The 14,144-nt window shown below is 31.7% G+C and carries 13 protein-coding genes; 3 read left to right on the forward strand and 10 right to left on the reverse strand.

Annotated elements, in window-relative coordinates; genetic code table 11:
• Positions 1-77 precede the first annotated feature (77 nt).
• Positions 78-659 (forward strand): MiaE family protein, encoded by a 582-nt coding sequence (locus tag ABD077_RS12525; protein ID WP_299602585.1) that lies wholly within the window; start codon positions 78-80, stop codon positions 657-659.
• A gap of 62 nt (positions 660-721) precedes the next feature.
• Here the strand turns inward: ABD077_RS12525 and ABD077_RS12530 are convergent, their stop codons facing one another.
• The 6 genes from ABD077_RS12530 to ABD077_RS12555 form a co-directional block, all read right to left on the reverse strand.
• Positions 722-1,447, reverse strand: a complete 726-nt coding sequence (locus tag ABD077_RS12530) for a DUF6733 family protein (RefSeq protein WP_343912644.1) — start codon at positions 1,445-1,447, stop codon at positions 722-724.
• A 19-nt stretch (positions 1,448-1,466) separates the two neighbouring features.
• Positions 1,467-2,333 carry an alpha/beta fold hydrolase gene (locus ABD077_RS12535; RefSeq protein ID WP_343912645.1) on the reverse strand — a complete coding sequence of 289 codons (867 nt, stop codon included), beginning with the start codon at positions 2,331-2,333 and terminating at the stop codon, positions 1,467-1,469.
• 2 nt (positions 2,334-2,335) lie between these two features.
• Entirely contained in the window at positions 2,336-3,910 is a 1,575-nt protein-coding gene (locus tag ABD077_RS12540; RefSeq protein WP_343912646.1) for a class I adenylate-forming enzyme family protein, read from the reverse strand.
• 161 nt (positions 3,911-4,071) lie between these two features.
• Entirely contained in the window at positions 4,072-4,344 is a 273-nt protein-coding gene (locus tag ABD077_RS12545; RefSeq protein ID WP_343912647.1) for an acyl carrier protein, read from the reverse strand.
• Between the two features lie 6 nt (positions 4,345-4,350).
• Positions 4,351-5,715: a diaminopimelate decarboxylase gene (lysA, locus tag ABD077_RS12550; RefSeq protein ID WP_343912648.1), complete on the reverse strand. Its 1,365-nt coding sequence runs from the start codon at positions 5,713-5,715 to the stop codon at positions 4,351-4,353.
• Positions 5,716-5,841: 126 nt separating this feature from the next.
• A complete protein-coding gene (locus ABD077_RS12555) occupies positions 5,842-6,387 on the reverse strand; it encodes a YybH family protein (protein WP_343912649.1) in 546 nt (181 codons plus the stop codon).
• A gap of 238 nt (positions 6,388-6,625) precedes the next feature.
• On the opposite strand from ABD077_RS12555, the gene ABD077_RS12560 reads away from it, so the two are divergent.
• The gene (locus ABD077_RS12560) at positions 6,626-7,276 is read left to right on the forward strand and encodes a Crp/Fnr family transcriptional regulator (RefSeq protein WP_343912650.1); all 651 of its coding nucleotides are present in this window, start codon (positions 6,626-6,628) and stop codon (positions 7,274-7,276) included.
• 62 nt (positions 7,277-7,338) lie between these two features.
• Here the strand turns inward: ABD077_RS12560 and ABD077_RS12565 are convergent, their stop codons facing one another.
• The 4 genes from ABD077_RS12565 to ABD077_RS12580 form a co-directional block, all read right to left on the reverse strand.
• On the reverse strand, positions 7,339-7,893 hold the full coding sequence (locus ABD077_RS12565; protein ID WP_343912651.1) for a porin family protein: 555 nt from the start codon (positions 7,891-7,893) through the stop codon (positions 7,339-7,341).
• Positions 7,894-8,031: 138 nt separating this feature from the next.
• Positions 8,032-8,931, reverse strand: a complete 900-nt coding sequence (locus ABD077_RS12570; RefSeq protein ID WP_343912652.1) for a Ppx/GppA phosphatase family protein — start codon at positions 8,929-8,931, stop codon at positions 8,032-8,034.
• Positions 8,932-8,936: 5 nt separating this feature from the next.
• Positions 8,937-11,042: a polyphosphate kinase 1 gene (gene ppk1, locus ABD077_RS12575; RefSeq protein WP_343912653.1), complete on the reverse strand. Its 2,106-nt coding sequence runs from the start codon at positions 11,040-11,042 to the stop codon at positions 8,937-8,939.
• Entirely contained in the window at positions 11,043-11,528 is a 486-nt protein-coding gene (locus ABD077_RS12580; RefSeq protein ID WP_343912654.1) for a SixA phosphatase family protein, read from the reverse strand.
• Positions 11,529-11,922: 394 nt separating this feature from the next.
• Between ABD077_RS12580 and ABD077_RS12585 the strand changes: the two genes are divergently transcribed.
• Entirely contained in the window at positions 11,923-14,103 is a 2,181-nt protein-coding gene (locus ABD077_RS12585; RefSeq protein WP_343912655.1) for an OmpA family protein, read from the forward strand.
• The last annotated feature ends 41 nt before the right edge of the window (positions 14,104-14,144 follow it).

Genomic DNA, 14,144 nt, shown 5'->3' on the forward strand with positions numbered 1-14,144 from the left:
AGGCTTTTAATTACTTCTCTATTTTAAAGCAGTATCTTGGTCCTCTAGAAAAAATTATACAGTTAAATAGAAATAATATGCTTGGTTTGAAGCTTCCTACGGATCCGAGATGGGTAAATATCGTAGAAAAGAATATTGAAGAAATACTTACTGATCACGCTTATTGTGAGCAAAAAGCAACCTCTACAGCAATATCACTTATCGTTAGTTTTCCAGAATATACAGAACTAGTTCAGGAAATGACAAAGTTGGTAAAAGAAGAAATTAGCCATTTTAAAATGGTTCATGATAAAATTATTGCTAGAGGATGGACTTTAGGCAGAGATAGAAAGGATGATTATGTAATTCAGTTGGTTACTTTTTTCCCAAAAGGAGGTAGCAGAACTACTCAATTAGTGCATCGATTACTATATGCAGCGCTTATAGAAGCAAGAAGTTGTGAACGCTTTAAACTCTTATCCGAAGAATTAGAAGATCAAGAACTCGCAAAGTTTTACAGAGATCTTATGGTAAGTGAAGCGAATCACTATACTATGTTTTTAAATTTTGCTCGACAATATGGTGATCGTAAGGAAGTGGATCAAAAATGGCAAGATTTATTAGAATTCGAAGCAGAGATCATGCAATCTTTAAGCAAAAAAGAAACTATTCACGGATAAATATAACTTACTTAAATACACAGAGATATCAATATCCCTGTGTATTTAATTCTCCCCTATCATTATAAAGGAATAAAAGCGGATACTTTGTAGAACTCATCTGATGTTCCCGCATCTGTATTTAATGTTGCTCCCGCAGATATTCTAAAAGCAATTCCTTTATCGAACTTCAATTTAATAGATCCTCCTAACCATTGATAAACCAGCAAAGGATCTCCATCTTCTTGTCTTGTGATACCGAACGACTCGTAGAAAGCCCCCAAAACAACTCTCTTGCTCACATTAATTCCTGGCGCCATCCAATTCAATAAATAATCTTTGGTGATGATATTATCATCTTCGCGAATAGATTTATAATAAGCTATATACCCCTCGAAATCCAGAAACCTTTTTTGGTAATTCACATATAGGCTTGGTACAACACCTTCTGCAATCTTAGTTCCTGTACTATTAGAAGAGAACTTTCCGCTAGTAATTCCGAAAGAAGGATTAATATATAATGATTTATCAAATAGTTTAAAACCCAATCCTACAGATGTTTCTAACAATAAATCACTTCCGGATTCTAAGTTCCCAAACGCAGGATTTGTCCAAAAAATAGTATAAAATGTAATATCATAGTTTTTACTGGTTTCGAAGTTTCCGAAGAAGATCGGATAAAATCCAGCAACACTATTATGAATAATCTTTGTTGCGAAAGTTGTTTTATTTTCTTTTTCCGATTCTTGAGCCTGTAAAATATGAGTTGTGAATAGTAGTACTAAAAACTTTAGTATAACGTTTTTCATGATTAATGTGTATTTTGATTTATAAAAATTGATTAATTAGAACAGCGATTTCTTCATGCTGTTCTTCTAAATGTAGATGATGTCCTCCTTGCAGCCAATGCAATTGTTTCTTTTGGAATCTTTGCAATCTTTCATGAAACAACCCTTTGGCAAAAAGTCCTTGTTTCCCAAGTATTATTAATACTTCGGCATTAATTTCATCAATAAAAAGTTGCGCTTGATGCTCTGTCATTTTATAGATTTCAGGTAAGGCGATACGCGCATCATATCGCCACCGATATCCATTAGATATTTTTTGCAAGGAGCGTTCTATCAAAGAAGTAGAAGATTGGTAAGAAATATTTCCAAAATTACTCTTCATCCTATCTTTAATGGCTGCTTCTTTTGTAGCAAACTGTGGTACATCTATTGAAGAAAAACCATACAATTTGGTCTTCTTGGCCATCTTTTGTTGTTTAATAGACCGTCTAAAATTGTTCACAACATTGCTATCTTCTAAAACAAATGGAGCACCAAGGCCATCAATAAATATTAGTTTATCTATAAGTTCAGGCATTGCTCCAGCCATAATACTAGCAATTCCTGTACCCATGGAATGCGCAAGAATTGAAATTTTTTTCCTTCCTAAAATATCGATGACACCAAGCAAATCTTTTGCGTAATCCCACAAGAAATATGAGCTATTTTCGGGTCTATGATCTGATAACCCATGTCCAGCGATGTCAATTGCAATAAAATATTTATCCGTTGAAATTAATGGCGCTATACTATCAAAAGTATTTGCATTATCTAACCAACCATGAATACCTAAAATCGGAGGGTTATTAGAATTACCCCAAGACTTAGCCTTTAGTGCTAACCCTCCTAAGTCAAATGTTAATTCCATAATTAAATCACCGAAGAATTAATATGCTCTTCTTTTAAAAGCTGCAATGCTCTGTTTTTTAATTCGATTACATTGAATTTGCCATTTGGTGTTTTAGGTATTGATTTAATAATTTTAAGATACTCTGGAACCTTATAGATCTCTAGGCCTTCTTTACTCTGAATTAAGATATCATTTTCAGAAACTAAGGAACCTTCTTCCAACACGACAAAAGCAAAAAGCGCTTCTCCATAATCTTCATGAGGGACTCCGGTTACTACTGCCGAATGAACACCTGAGATTGTATTTAGATAATCTTCAACCTCTTTTGGACTCACTTTAATGCCTCTAGAGTTGATCATGTGATCCATTCTGCCCTTAAAATACAGGTATCCGTTCTCATCAATACAACAATAATCTCCAGTGTATAATATTCTTTCACCAGGATATATTCCTGGTTTTAGTTTTTCTGATGTTTTCTCAGGTTTCTTCCAATATCCCTGCATTACGGTTGCTCCTCTTATTACCAATTGCCCTACTGTATTTGGTGTAAGAATTCTATTCCCTTTTTCGTCTACAACCCATAACTCAGTATTAGGAATTGCAATTCCTACGCTATTTGGTTTTGCATCAATCTCTTTAGGAGGTAAATACGTGCATCTTTTGCACTCAGTAAGGCCATACATTGAGAATATATCTGCCTTAACAAATAGCTTTTTTATCATCTGAATATTACTTGGCAACAATGCTGCTCCAGTATTCGTTACTGCCCTAATACTAGAAAGATCAAAGTTGTATTTCTTACTTTGCTCATGTAACAACATAACCATAGTTGGAACTGCTGGCAAAATAGTCGCCTTCTCTTTTTCAATAGTCTTTAACAAAAATATAGGCCAAGAAGATTCTTTTTCCAATAACAAGGTTGCTCCTTTAGAAATACACATGATCATCTGGTATAGACCGTAATCAAAAGATAATGGTAACGCACATAATACTTTGTCATGTTTTTGATAATTAAGATAGCTATTTAAAGAATTTGTAGCAGCGATCATGTTTTCATGTGATAGCATAACACCTTTAGGTTCTCCTGTAGAACCAGAAGTATAAATAATAGCAGCTAGATCTATACTGATTAAACCTGAAGACTTTAATGTCGAATGATGACTCTTTAACGTATCGGAATAATCCACAAACAAATCTTCTTTGAGTTGATCATCAATATCCGTTACAATAACTTTAGTAAGTTTAGATTTCGCTATGATATTTTTGTGTAATAAGATGGTGTCTTTTGCTGAAATAAAAACTATAGCACCAGAATTATCTAAAATATATTCCAACTTATTTGATTTCAATTCTGTTCCAACTGGAATAACAATAGCTCCAACTTTAAGAACTGCCCAGAATGAAATAACCGCTTCGATCGTATTTCCTAATTGCAGTACAATTCTGTCTCCTCTGTTTACCCCAACACTTTGAAGATAAATTGCTAATGAATCTGATTGATGCTCTACATCAGAAAAAGTATATATGTCTTTCCCGGTAACTACCGCAGCTTTGTTCGGAAACCGACGTACTGATTCTTCCAAGAAATTTTGCATTTTTGGTATCATTGTTTTGTAAGATTTGTGATGTTATATAAAGAAAGAAGATTAATCAAGGCTTCTAATATCTAATCATACTAAAAGCCTTAATTGTTCTCTATATATAAATAATTAATAATATAAGATAGTCTATGAAAAGTGATTAATTGTATCTTCTTTTAAATAGCAGAAACAGGTATTTTCATTTCATTCAATACATATTCAAATATTGATTTTAGCGTATTAAAATGCTTGGCTTCTATAGTATCTGCATTCACTTCAAACCCCTGAATATTATCTTCTAAAAAAGTCAGAAAAAACATAGATGATAATGAGTCAATCCCTAGATCATTTTTAAGATGAGCACCCATAACAATTTGATCTTTTGTAATATTAGGTATACTATCTATAAGTCCATTTTTTATAGTATCTAAAATTATGTCTGTATTCATTTTTAGCTAGTTTAAAATTAATTCATCGTGATGCTGGACATCCACCATTATTTGCTTATTCATGATATCCAAAGTAGTATCGCTTTCTCTAATCAAATATGATTTATTTTGATACATGAGTACTTCTGAGGGAAAACCATGACTATGAAAAAGTCCTGGAGAAGAACTTGGTCCATATGCCCCAGAAAATGCTACCAAAAGAACATCTGAAACTTTTGCCTCTTTTAATTCCATATTTCTACCAATGATATCATCTGGGCTACACAAGGGTCCTGATACTTGATATACCACCCTATTTGTACTATCCTTTGGTGCTGAAATATTTTGCATTGGAAAATTTCTTTTCACGACACGTCCTGAACCTGCTGCTGCAGAATGACAGTTCGTACCACCATCCGTAACTAAAAATGTTTTTCCATGATTTACTTTTATATTATTTACAGTAACAGCCAGATAGCCTGCTGTTCCCGCTATAAATCTTCCAGATTCCATAATAATGCGTGTATCTGGATATTTTTGATTGAATTTAGAGAATAACGGAACCATCAATGCCTTAAATTCTTCAATATCTAGTTCCTTCTGGTTATTAAAATACGGAACACCCATTCCTCCACCCACGTCAACCATAGTAAATTTGCAGTTATACATCTGCACAATTTTATCATATAATCCTAGGATGTATTTTGTGTTTTCGTATACTGAAGAAGCTTCTAAAATATTAGTTCCATTATACACGTGAATTCCTTTCACATTTACATTTGGAGTGTTCAAATACTCTCGAAAGTATTGTATGGCATGTTGTTCTTCAATTCCAAAATGCGTAGGTCTTCCTCCCATTTTCCACGGTGATCCTTCGGCAGAAAAGTCTGGATTTATCCGAATAGCTACATTAGCTACTACTCCTAAATCTTTTGCAAAACTTGAAACCCTTTCTAATTCGATTTCGGATTCTACAACAATAGCGAATATATTTAACGATATTGCTCTTTTGAGTTCATAGTCCTTTTTACAAGGTCCTAAATAGATAATATCTTCTGGTGTAGCTCCTGCTTTTAGTGCTATTTCCATTTCGGTAATCGAGCACACCTCAGTACATGCTCCATGATTTCTTAATAATCGAACAAGCGAAACATTCGGATTTACTTTTAATGCATAAAATACATCTACAAAGTTTGGTAATGCATTTACGAGGTTTTTATAATTTTTCACTAATTGATCTCCATCATAAATATAAGATGGAGTACCATATTCTTTGGCAATAGATTGTATTGCTGAATTATTTATTTTCATGTGTGTGTTTTTATTGCTAGAATAGAAAATTCCTTTACGATAATAAGACCCATTGTTTTTAAGCGATTCTATTCTAAACAATTATAGTTATGCAAGACTCTAGTAGAAATCGTATTAATATAGTCCTGCTTTAGTTGTAATTGTGATTATGAATTACAATTACTTCTATACAAAGCTTTGTAATTACAAATTGATTTAAGAAAATGACTATTTATCGGAATTAAACATATCATATTCTATAAGCCATTCTCCTTTTTCTTTTTTCCATAGAATTACATAAGACCCTTCGAATATGGGTTTATTGTCTGTATCCACATATCCTAACATATGACATCGCTGAAAAGCAACATCCATTCCTCCGAAAAACTGTAACTCATCCTGAAAAAATTCTACTTTGTCTACAGATTTAACGCTTGTTGCAAATTCTTGTTCTATTTGCAATCTTCCAATTCTTGGTTTTACTCCTGGTTTCATAAATACAGCTCCAGAAGTAGTGTATTCTTCAGAGATACCTTTTGGATCTTTATTTTTCCACTTTGTTTCGAATCGTCGATCTGCGATATCAATAAGTTTTGCTTCTTTTAAAAGGTCCTTTTTGGATACTGTTTCATCTCCAAAATAGCTTACTACAGATTCTTTGTATTCGATCTTAACTACTTCGGATATATCATTTTTTGCAAATGAATAGATTATTGTAGTCAATACTCCAAGTAGCATGAGGATAAATCCCCGTTTTAAATGAATTGAGTTCATGATTTTAAATGGTTTTAAGAGTTATTAATTGTGTTTTTATACAACTCGAAATTAGTATAGGGTCTGCTACTTTGGTATAAATTTTCTAACACTAATTCTACTTTATTTTAATTATGAATCCCTTAAAACGACATATTAACCTCAAAAGAAATATGTATTAATCACAATTAAATTCATTTTACAATGTTAATATGACATAATTTTAACATTTGTTTAATTAAATAACCAACTTAATTCAATGTCACTTACATCATTAAACGCTTTGATTCCAAAGGATCAAAAACAATCTAATCATTATTGCAAGAAAGAAATCATTGTTCAGGGAACCTGTTTCTACAAAAAAATATTCCATGTAAAAAATGGGATTGTAAAAATCAGCAGCATTACAAAAAATGGAGAAGAAACTATCCCTTTATTACTAACTTCTGGTCAATATTTTGGCGCTAAACCTATGATCGATAGCTTTCCTTTTCATTATGTCTGTGAAGCACAAAAGAATAATACAGAAATACAAGAGTTTGATATTATGATTTTACAAAATCTATTACATGATAAAATATCAGAGAATATTGGGTTTTTGAAAATCTTAGGAGATCAATACATAGAACTAGAAAAAAGAATTAAAATGCTGTATCTAAGAAATACGGAACAAAGAATTCTTCATGTATTGATGGAGTTCAAAGATAAGTTTGATCATAAATTAGATCATCAGGAGAATATTATTATTAACATGCCTTTGAATCAAGAAGAAATGTCTAATTACTTAAGAGTAACCCGAGTAACCATTAATAAAATTATGAATAAACTAAAACGTAAACTACTCATTAAATCTGATCAAAATACATTAACGCTAACCAAAAAATTCTTTGAGTACTATGGAACATTTTAATATTAAAAAAAGCTCACCATGTGATTGGTGAGCTTTTTTATATTTCATTTAAAAAGTATATTTTATAGTCTATAACCTACTGAAAGTTGAATATTGCGACTAGTTCCATCGATATTTACTCCTGCACCTTCATCAAAAACATTTGCAAATCCTAAGGCATACCTAAGATCAACGAAAAAATTATCCGTGATATTAGCGCCAACACCAATCACTCCAGCAAAATCAAAAGTACCAAAGTCCGTAGTCCCAGCTTGATTATCTTCCCACTCCCATATCTTAATACCTGCTTGTGGTCCTAATTGAACATTAAAAACATCTGTTATATTGTATTTTAATAAAATTGGAAGCTGCAAGTAATTTACTCTAAGGTCTCTATCTTTATTACCTTGTCCAGAATATTGAAGTTCAGGTTGTATTCTTAATTTGTTAGTTAATCTATAATCTGCAAGAAAACCAACTACCACTCCGATTCTACTTTGATCCAAATCACCTGTAATATTATCAGAATTTAAAGAACTTAAATTCGCTCCAATTCTAATTCCATACTTGGATTCCTGAGCATTTAGCGTAAAACAGGTTATTAACACAGTAAAAACTAAAAGTATTATTTTATTCATAGTGTAAATATTTATATTGATTTGGTTTGGTATACAATTTAAAACAAAAAAAATAATTATTCCGAAATCTGTCTAATATTAATTATTAAAACAATAGTTTATTATCGATTAAATACAATAATAATCGATAAAAAGCATTTATTTATTATCTAACTTTTCGCTGTAAAGGTATTTTATTATACCATCAGAAAGACCTATTTTAGGCACATAAATTTCTTGAGCACCACTCCATTTCATTGCCGATAAATAAATTCTAGTAGCCGGAAGAATAACATCCGCTCTATCTTGATTAAGATTTAATTCCCAGATTCTCTCTTCATAAGACAATGACTTTAATAAGTCATAATACGAACTTAAATACAAAAAGGAAAGTGGTTTTCCGTTACTTTTTCCGCTATTTTTAAAAATATTATTAATATTTCCTCCAGAACCAATAAGAGATAGTCGAGTATATCCAGTAGTAATATTTTTAATCCAATTCTCAACTTCGCCCCAAGTATCTTCAGAAACCACATTATTAAGTAACCTTACTGTTCCCAATTTAAAAGATCGGGAATCAATAGTCTTACCATTATGGTATAATGTAAATTCTGTACTTCCTCCTCCTACATCTACATAAAGATAGGTTGCATCAGAATTTATCAAATCATGGAGATCAGTCATAGCTATAATCGCAGCTTCATTAGAGCCATCGATAATATCAATATGTATTCCCGTATTTTCCTTAATAAGATCTACGACCTCTTTACCATTATTAGCTTCTCTCATTGCTGAAGTAGCACAAGCCTTATAACGCACTACTTTATGAGTTTTCATTAAAAGTTGATACGCTTGCATAGCATCTAACATCCTACCAATATTTTCTTCCGAGATTTTTCCATTTAAAAAAACATCAGCTCCTAATCGAATAGGAACTCTTACAAGGCTAGTTTTTTTAAATCGTGTCTTTTTTCCTTCTTCTTCGTGGACACTACTAATCAACAATCTCACCGCATTGGAACCAATATCAATAGCTCCATATTTTTCTATAGTCAACAAAATATTTAATTTCCTAATTTTTTTAAATAATAGTCATAAGTGGCAATTTGGGATCTTACCTTTTCTTTATCATTTCGAATATACCTATTATCTTGATTTTCTGAAAGCTTTCTTCCTTTTACATTATCACTCCAACAGATATCAAAGGTATCAATTAATTCTTCTTTGATATCTTTATCATATATAGGACAGCTTATTTCTACTCTTCTGTCTAAGTTTCTTCTCATCCAATCTGCAGAAGAAATGTATACTTTAGAATCTCCTCCATTTTCAAAAATTAATAATCTTGGATGTTCTAGAAATTTATCCACAACACTGATAGCTTCAATATTTTCGCTCATTCCTTCGATTCCAGGAATCAAACAACAAATACCTCTTACGATCAAATTGATTTTTACACCAGCTCTACTCGCTTCATAAAGTTTATCAATCATTCTATAATCGCTAAGACTATTCAATTTCAATCTAATTCCTGAAGGTTTGTCTGCTTTACTGTTCTTAATCTCATTATCAATTAATTTCGTTAAAGCACTTCGTGTATAGTGAGGAGACACTAATAAATGTTTATACCTACTTACCTTATAATTAATATCAAAGAACTTAAATACTTTATTGGTTTCTTTCAAGATTGCCTCGTTAGTAGTAAATAAGGTATAATCTGTATATATTTTTGCTGTGGACTCATTAAAATTACCGGTACTTATAAAGCCATATCTTTTTAACTTTCCTTCTTCTTCTCTTTCTATTACGCAGGCTTTACAATGTACTTTTAGACCAGAAACTCCAAAAATTAGATTAACACCTTCTCTTTGCATTTGTTCTGCATATCTAATATTAGCCTGCTCATCAAATCGTGCTTGCAATTCTATTTGTACCGTTACATTTTTACCATTTTTTGCTGCATTGATGAGAGAACTGGCAATATGAGAAATCCTTGCCAATCTATAAATCGTGATTTTAATCGTCTTTACCTTTGGATCAATTGCTGCTTCACGCAAAAACTTTACGGTATATGAAAAAGTATGATACGGTGTATACTGTAAAAAGTCTTTTTTTGCAATTTTATCGAGTAAGCTTCCCTGTAGACTTAGTCCAGGAATTGTAAGTGGTATCAATTTCTGATAGACAAGACTTTTCTTTCCTAAATCTGGAAAATTCATATAATCCCGACGGTTATGATATCTACCGCCAGGTATAATGCTATCGGTATTATCCACACCCATCTTTTCCATTAAGAAATTAAGTGTATCCTTATCTATTGTTTTATCGTATACAAATCTTACAGGTTCTCCATCTCTTCTCGATTTTACACTACTCGAAATTTTCTCAATAAAACTCTTACTAAAATCATTATCAAAATCTAACTGCGCGTCTCTTGTAATTTTAATCATATGAGCAGAAGCACTGATATAATTAAAAATACTAAAGTTAATTTGCATACAATACCGTATCAAATCATCCAGAATTATGATATATTTTTTACCATCTTTTTCCGGAAGCACTACGAAACGATCCATATTTTTAGGAATCTCTATAAGTGCATAGATTTTCTCTTTGGTTTTTTGTTGTAAGATTTTAGATATGGTACCTTCTTTCGGCACTGTATCCTTCAAAACCAATTTTACGGCTAAATAAGCCACACTATCCTTAAGATGAGGAAACTTATCTAAATCATTTAAAATATAAGTTACTAAAGCAGGACTTACCTTGTCTACAAAATACCTACGTATAAAATTATCTTGCTCTGGAGTAACTTGATTTTCATTTATGATAAAGATGTTATGATCTTTTAATCTTTCACTAATCGTATTAATCGTTTTTAAACTTTCTGACTGCTGTTTAATAACTATTTTAGTTATTTGTTCTAAAAGTTCACTGGCAGTCATTCCTTTTAATACATTTTTACCATCAGTACCAGAGAGATCAATTCTTTTGATAGCAGCATATCTAACTTTAAAAAACTCATCCAAATTATTTGAAAATATTCCGATAAAACGAAGTCTTTCTAACAATGGAACACTATCATCCGATGCTTCCTGTAATACTCTTGCATTAAATTGTAACCAGCTTAATTCTCTATTTATATATCTATTTACTTGATTTTCCTCCATTTATCGTAAATCTTTGGGAAATAAGGTTAGTATGATTTTTCCTACGCTAATATCCGCCCAATTATCAATATCAAATTGAATACCTACCACACCTGCAGTCGGCAAATTATCTATCATTTGATCTCCATAAAGATTAGCAATTGAAGTAAAGGCATGATTATGACCAAAAATTACCAATGTATCAATGTGGTTCTCACAATTTTTTATGACTTCTATAACCTGATGGCCATTAAAGTCATAAAGCTTGGGTTCTAAATTAAAAATATCCTCCTCAATATCTAGGTGACCAAGAATAATCTCAGCTGTTGTTCTTGCTCTTACGGCATCACTGCTAATTACCTTATCAATAGGTTTTATAAGGCTTTTAAGCTGTTTACCTATTATATCAGCATCTTTTAAACCTCTTTTATTCAATGGTCTTTTATGATCTTCTAAATCAAATTCCCAAGATGATTTTGCATGTCTAATAATGTATAACGTTTTCATGATTGAATCAAAAAATTATATCCGCCTAAATTTACACATACGCAAGTTTAAGAATAAGCATTTACATTTCTACATATATTATCATAAAAATATTTTTTGTTAAAAAAAGCGGTAAACGAATTCTAGAAAAAACTCGATTTATTCTGCTACTCTAAAATGATCTATTTGCGAAAAACTCCCTTAAAACAATGAAAATGAGCAGACTAATAAGCTGCATTTAATCGATAAAACCACATTTTATATCGAAAAGATCAGTTTTTACTTACATAATAAGTTGTTAAAATTTAACTTTACCTACGGTTTCCCCTTATAATGAAGATGTTTACCCTTAGTAATTAAACACAATTTAGTATCAAGTTTTAAGTTAAATATAACAGGGATTAAAAAAGGAAAAGTGGAAAAAATTGGACTTTCAAAAATACTAGGCTTAAAATTACAATACGCTCTTGCCGTTTTTGTAATCATGAACTGCTCTACAATCTTTGGGCAGGTAGAGGTACCTTTAGAAAAAAGAACGGAATTTACTATTAAAGGAGATTTCAAATTTGTATCCAACACTATACTTGGTAAAGTAAGTAATGATGATGGAACAGATCCTTTCAACCCAAACAAAAGTTATAATAATGGTGGTCTGAATAATCAGTTCAGAATGGGATTTATCGATATTGATAATGATGATACCACCTTTAACTCCAGTAGTGCTGATCTAGATATTCCTTCTGGCTGTGCTTCTATTAAACATGTAGGTTTATATTGGACAGCATCTTACGCTGATAAAGAAAGAGCAAATGATATTACTTCCATTAAAATAAAATACCCGGGAAGTGATACGTACACTAATTTGACCGGTGCGCAAATCATTCATGATTATTATAATGATGACAAGTCATTATTTAAGCAATACTCTTGCTACAAGGATATAACAGATCAAGTAACAAGTTTACAGGATCCGATGGGTACTTATACTGTTGCTAATATTCCTGCCACTACATCAGAAGTGAATGATGATGAAACCTTAGGCAATGGCCTTGCTGGTGGTTGGACTATGGTTGTTATTTACGAAGATAACTCCAAGCCAAGAAAACGTTTTTATGTATATGATGGTTTTGTAAATATTGATTCTAAAGCAAAACCAGTAGAATTTTCATTTGATAATTTCCAGACTATTCCAGAAGGAGCTGTTCATGGTAAGATAGGAGTTATCTCTTATGAAGGTGATAAAGGTATCAGAGGTGATCGTTTTCAGGTTTTATCTAATGAAACTAATAAGTATAAAGGAATTACGGATAATACCAATCCTATGAACAATTTCTTTAATGCTAATATTACTGAGAATGGTCGAAATATTACATCCAGAGTTCCTGCTAGTCAAAATACTCTAGGATATGATGCTGACCTATTTGAAATTAAAAATCCAAGAAACAGTATTATTGGTAACAATCAAACCAAATCAAGTTTTAGGTTGCTTACCGATAATGATGGTTATTCTGTAATGGCAGTTGCTTTTAGCGTAGAAATTTATGAGCCTGCAATTCAAATCGTTAAGAGATCCAGATATTCGGATGGTAGTTTTGTATTTCCTAATGACGTAATTGCACCTGATCAAGAAATTGCATACAGTTTAACTATTCATAACGATGGAAACGATGACGCTAAAAATACCATTATTAAGGATATTCTTCCTGAGCATGTTGTCTTTTCCAAAGAATCTGTAGTTCTTCCTTCAAAAAGAATCAAAGTTTCTTATGATGAGCCTACGCGGACACTAAGCTTTTCTGTACCTAATAAAATGGTAAAAATGGATAGCGAACCTTTTGAAATCAGATATGCAATACAGGTAAATAGTACTTGTGAGCTTTTGAATGAAACTGGAGAAGTTCTTGTGCAAGATCAACCAGTAATAGCTGAGTTCAATGGGTCTCTTAATGAAACTAAAAAATATACTAAAGGATATAACCACATTAATAAATGTAATCTTCCTGACTATTACCAAATAAAACTAGCGGTAGATATGAGCGGACTAAATTGTCCAAATTTTAACGCAAATTTTGCTGCAAGAACAAAGAATTTAGAGAAAAATATCGTCGAAGTTAATACTGCCAACAAATCTGAAAATACCGAAAGTACTGGTCTGAATGATAACGATATCGTAAACTCTAATCAAGATCCTTCATCTAATCTAAGTTCAGACGTGAAGCTTGACAAAACGATTAATGATCTCATTAAGTTAAATGAAATTTATTTCGAGTTTGATAAATGGGATATTACAGAAAAAGCAGAAGTAGAGCTTAACAAAGTAGTAAAACTAATGAAAGAAGATTATCCCGGGATGATCATTAAAATTGAAACACACTCAGATAGCCGAGGAAATCATGATTATAATTTAGATTTATCTCAAAAAAGAGCAGAATCTATCTATAATTATCTTGTTGGTCAGGAAATTTCTAGAAATAGAATACTCTCTTATCAAGGTTTTGGTGAAACAAGACCTGTAAATAATTGTCTTGATGGACAAGATTGTGAAGAAGAAGAGTATCGTAAAAATAGAAGATCCAATTTTGTTATCATGGATTAAACCACCACAAGACTAATCTTATAGGGTAAAAGCACCTTTTT

This window comes from Aquimarina litoralis (assembly GCF_039523995.1).
GTDB lineage: Bacteria > Bacteroidota > Bacteroidia > Flavobacteriales > Flavobacteriaceae > Aquimarina > Aquimarina litoralis.

Bases quoted from the DNA above. Each gene is read 5' to 3' on its own strand.
- ABD077_RS12545 (WP_343912647.1), bottom strand. From the start codon at position 4,344: ATGAATACAGACATAATTTTAGATACTATAAAAAATGGACTTATAGAT.
- ABD077_RS12525 (WP_299602585.1), top strand. From the start codon at position 78: ATGCTTGGTTTGAAGCTTCCTACGGATCCGAGATGGGTAAATATCGTA.
- ABD077_RS12580 (WP_343912654.1), bottom strand. From the start codon at position 11,528: ATGAAAACGTTATACATTATTAGACATGCAAAATCATCTTGGGAATTT.
- ABD077_RS12560 (WP_343912650.1), top strand. From the start codon at position 6,626: ATGTCACTTACATCATTAAACGCTTTGATTCCAAAGGATCAAAAACAA.
- ABD077_RS12540 (WP_343912646.1), bottom strand. From the start codon at position 3,910: ATGCAAAATTTCTTGGAAGAATCAGTACGTCGGTTTCCGAACAAAGCT.
- ppk1 (WP_343912653.1), bottom strand. From the start codon at position 11,042: ATGGAGGAAAATCAAGTAAATAGATATATAAATAGAGAATTAAGCTGG.
- ABD077_RS12530 (WP_343912644.1), bottom strand. From the start codon at position 1,447: ATGAAAAACGTTATACTAAAGTTTTTAGTACTACTATTCACAACTCAT.
- ABD077_RS12535 (WP_343912645.1), bottom strand. From the start codon at position 2,333: ATGGAATTAACATTTGACTTAGGAGGGTTAGCACTAAAGGCTAAGTCT.
- ABD077_RS12565 (WP_343912651.1), bottom strand. From the start codon at position 7,893: ATGAATAAAATAATACTTTTAGTTTTTACTGTGTTAATAACCTGTTTT.
- ABD077_RS12555 (WP_343912649.1), bottom strand. From the start codon at position 6,387: ATGAACTCAATTCATTTAAAACGGGGATTTATCCTCATGCTACTTGGA.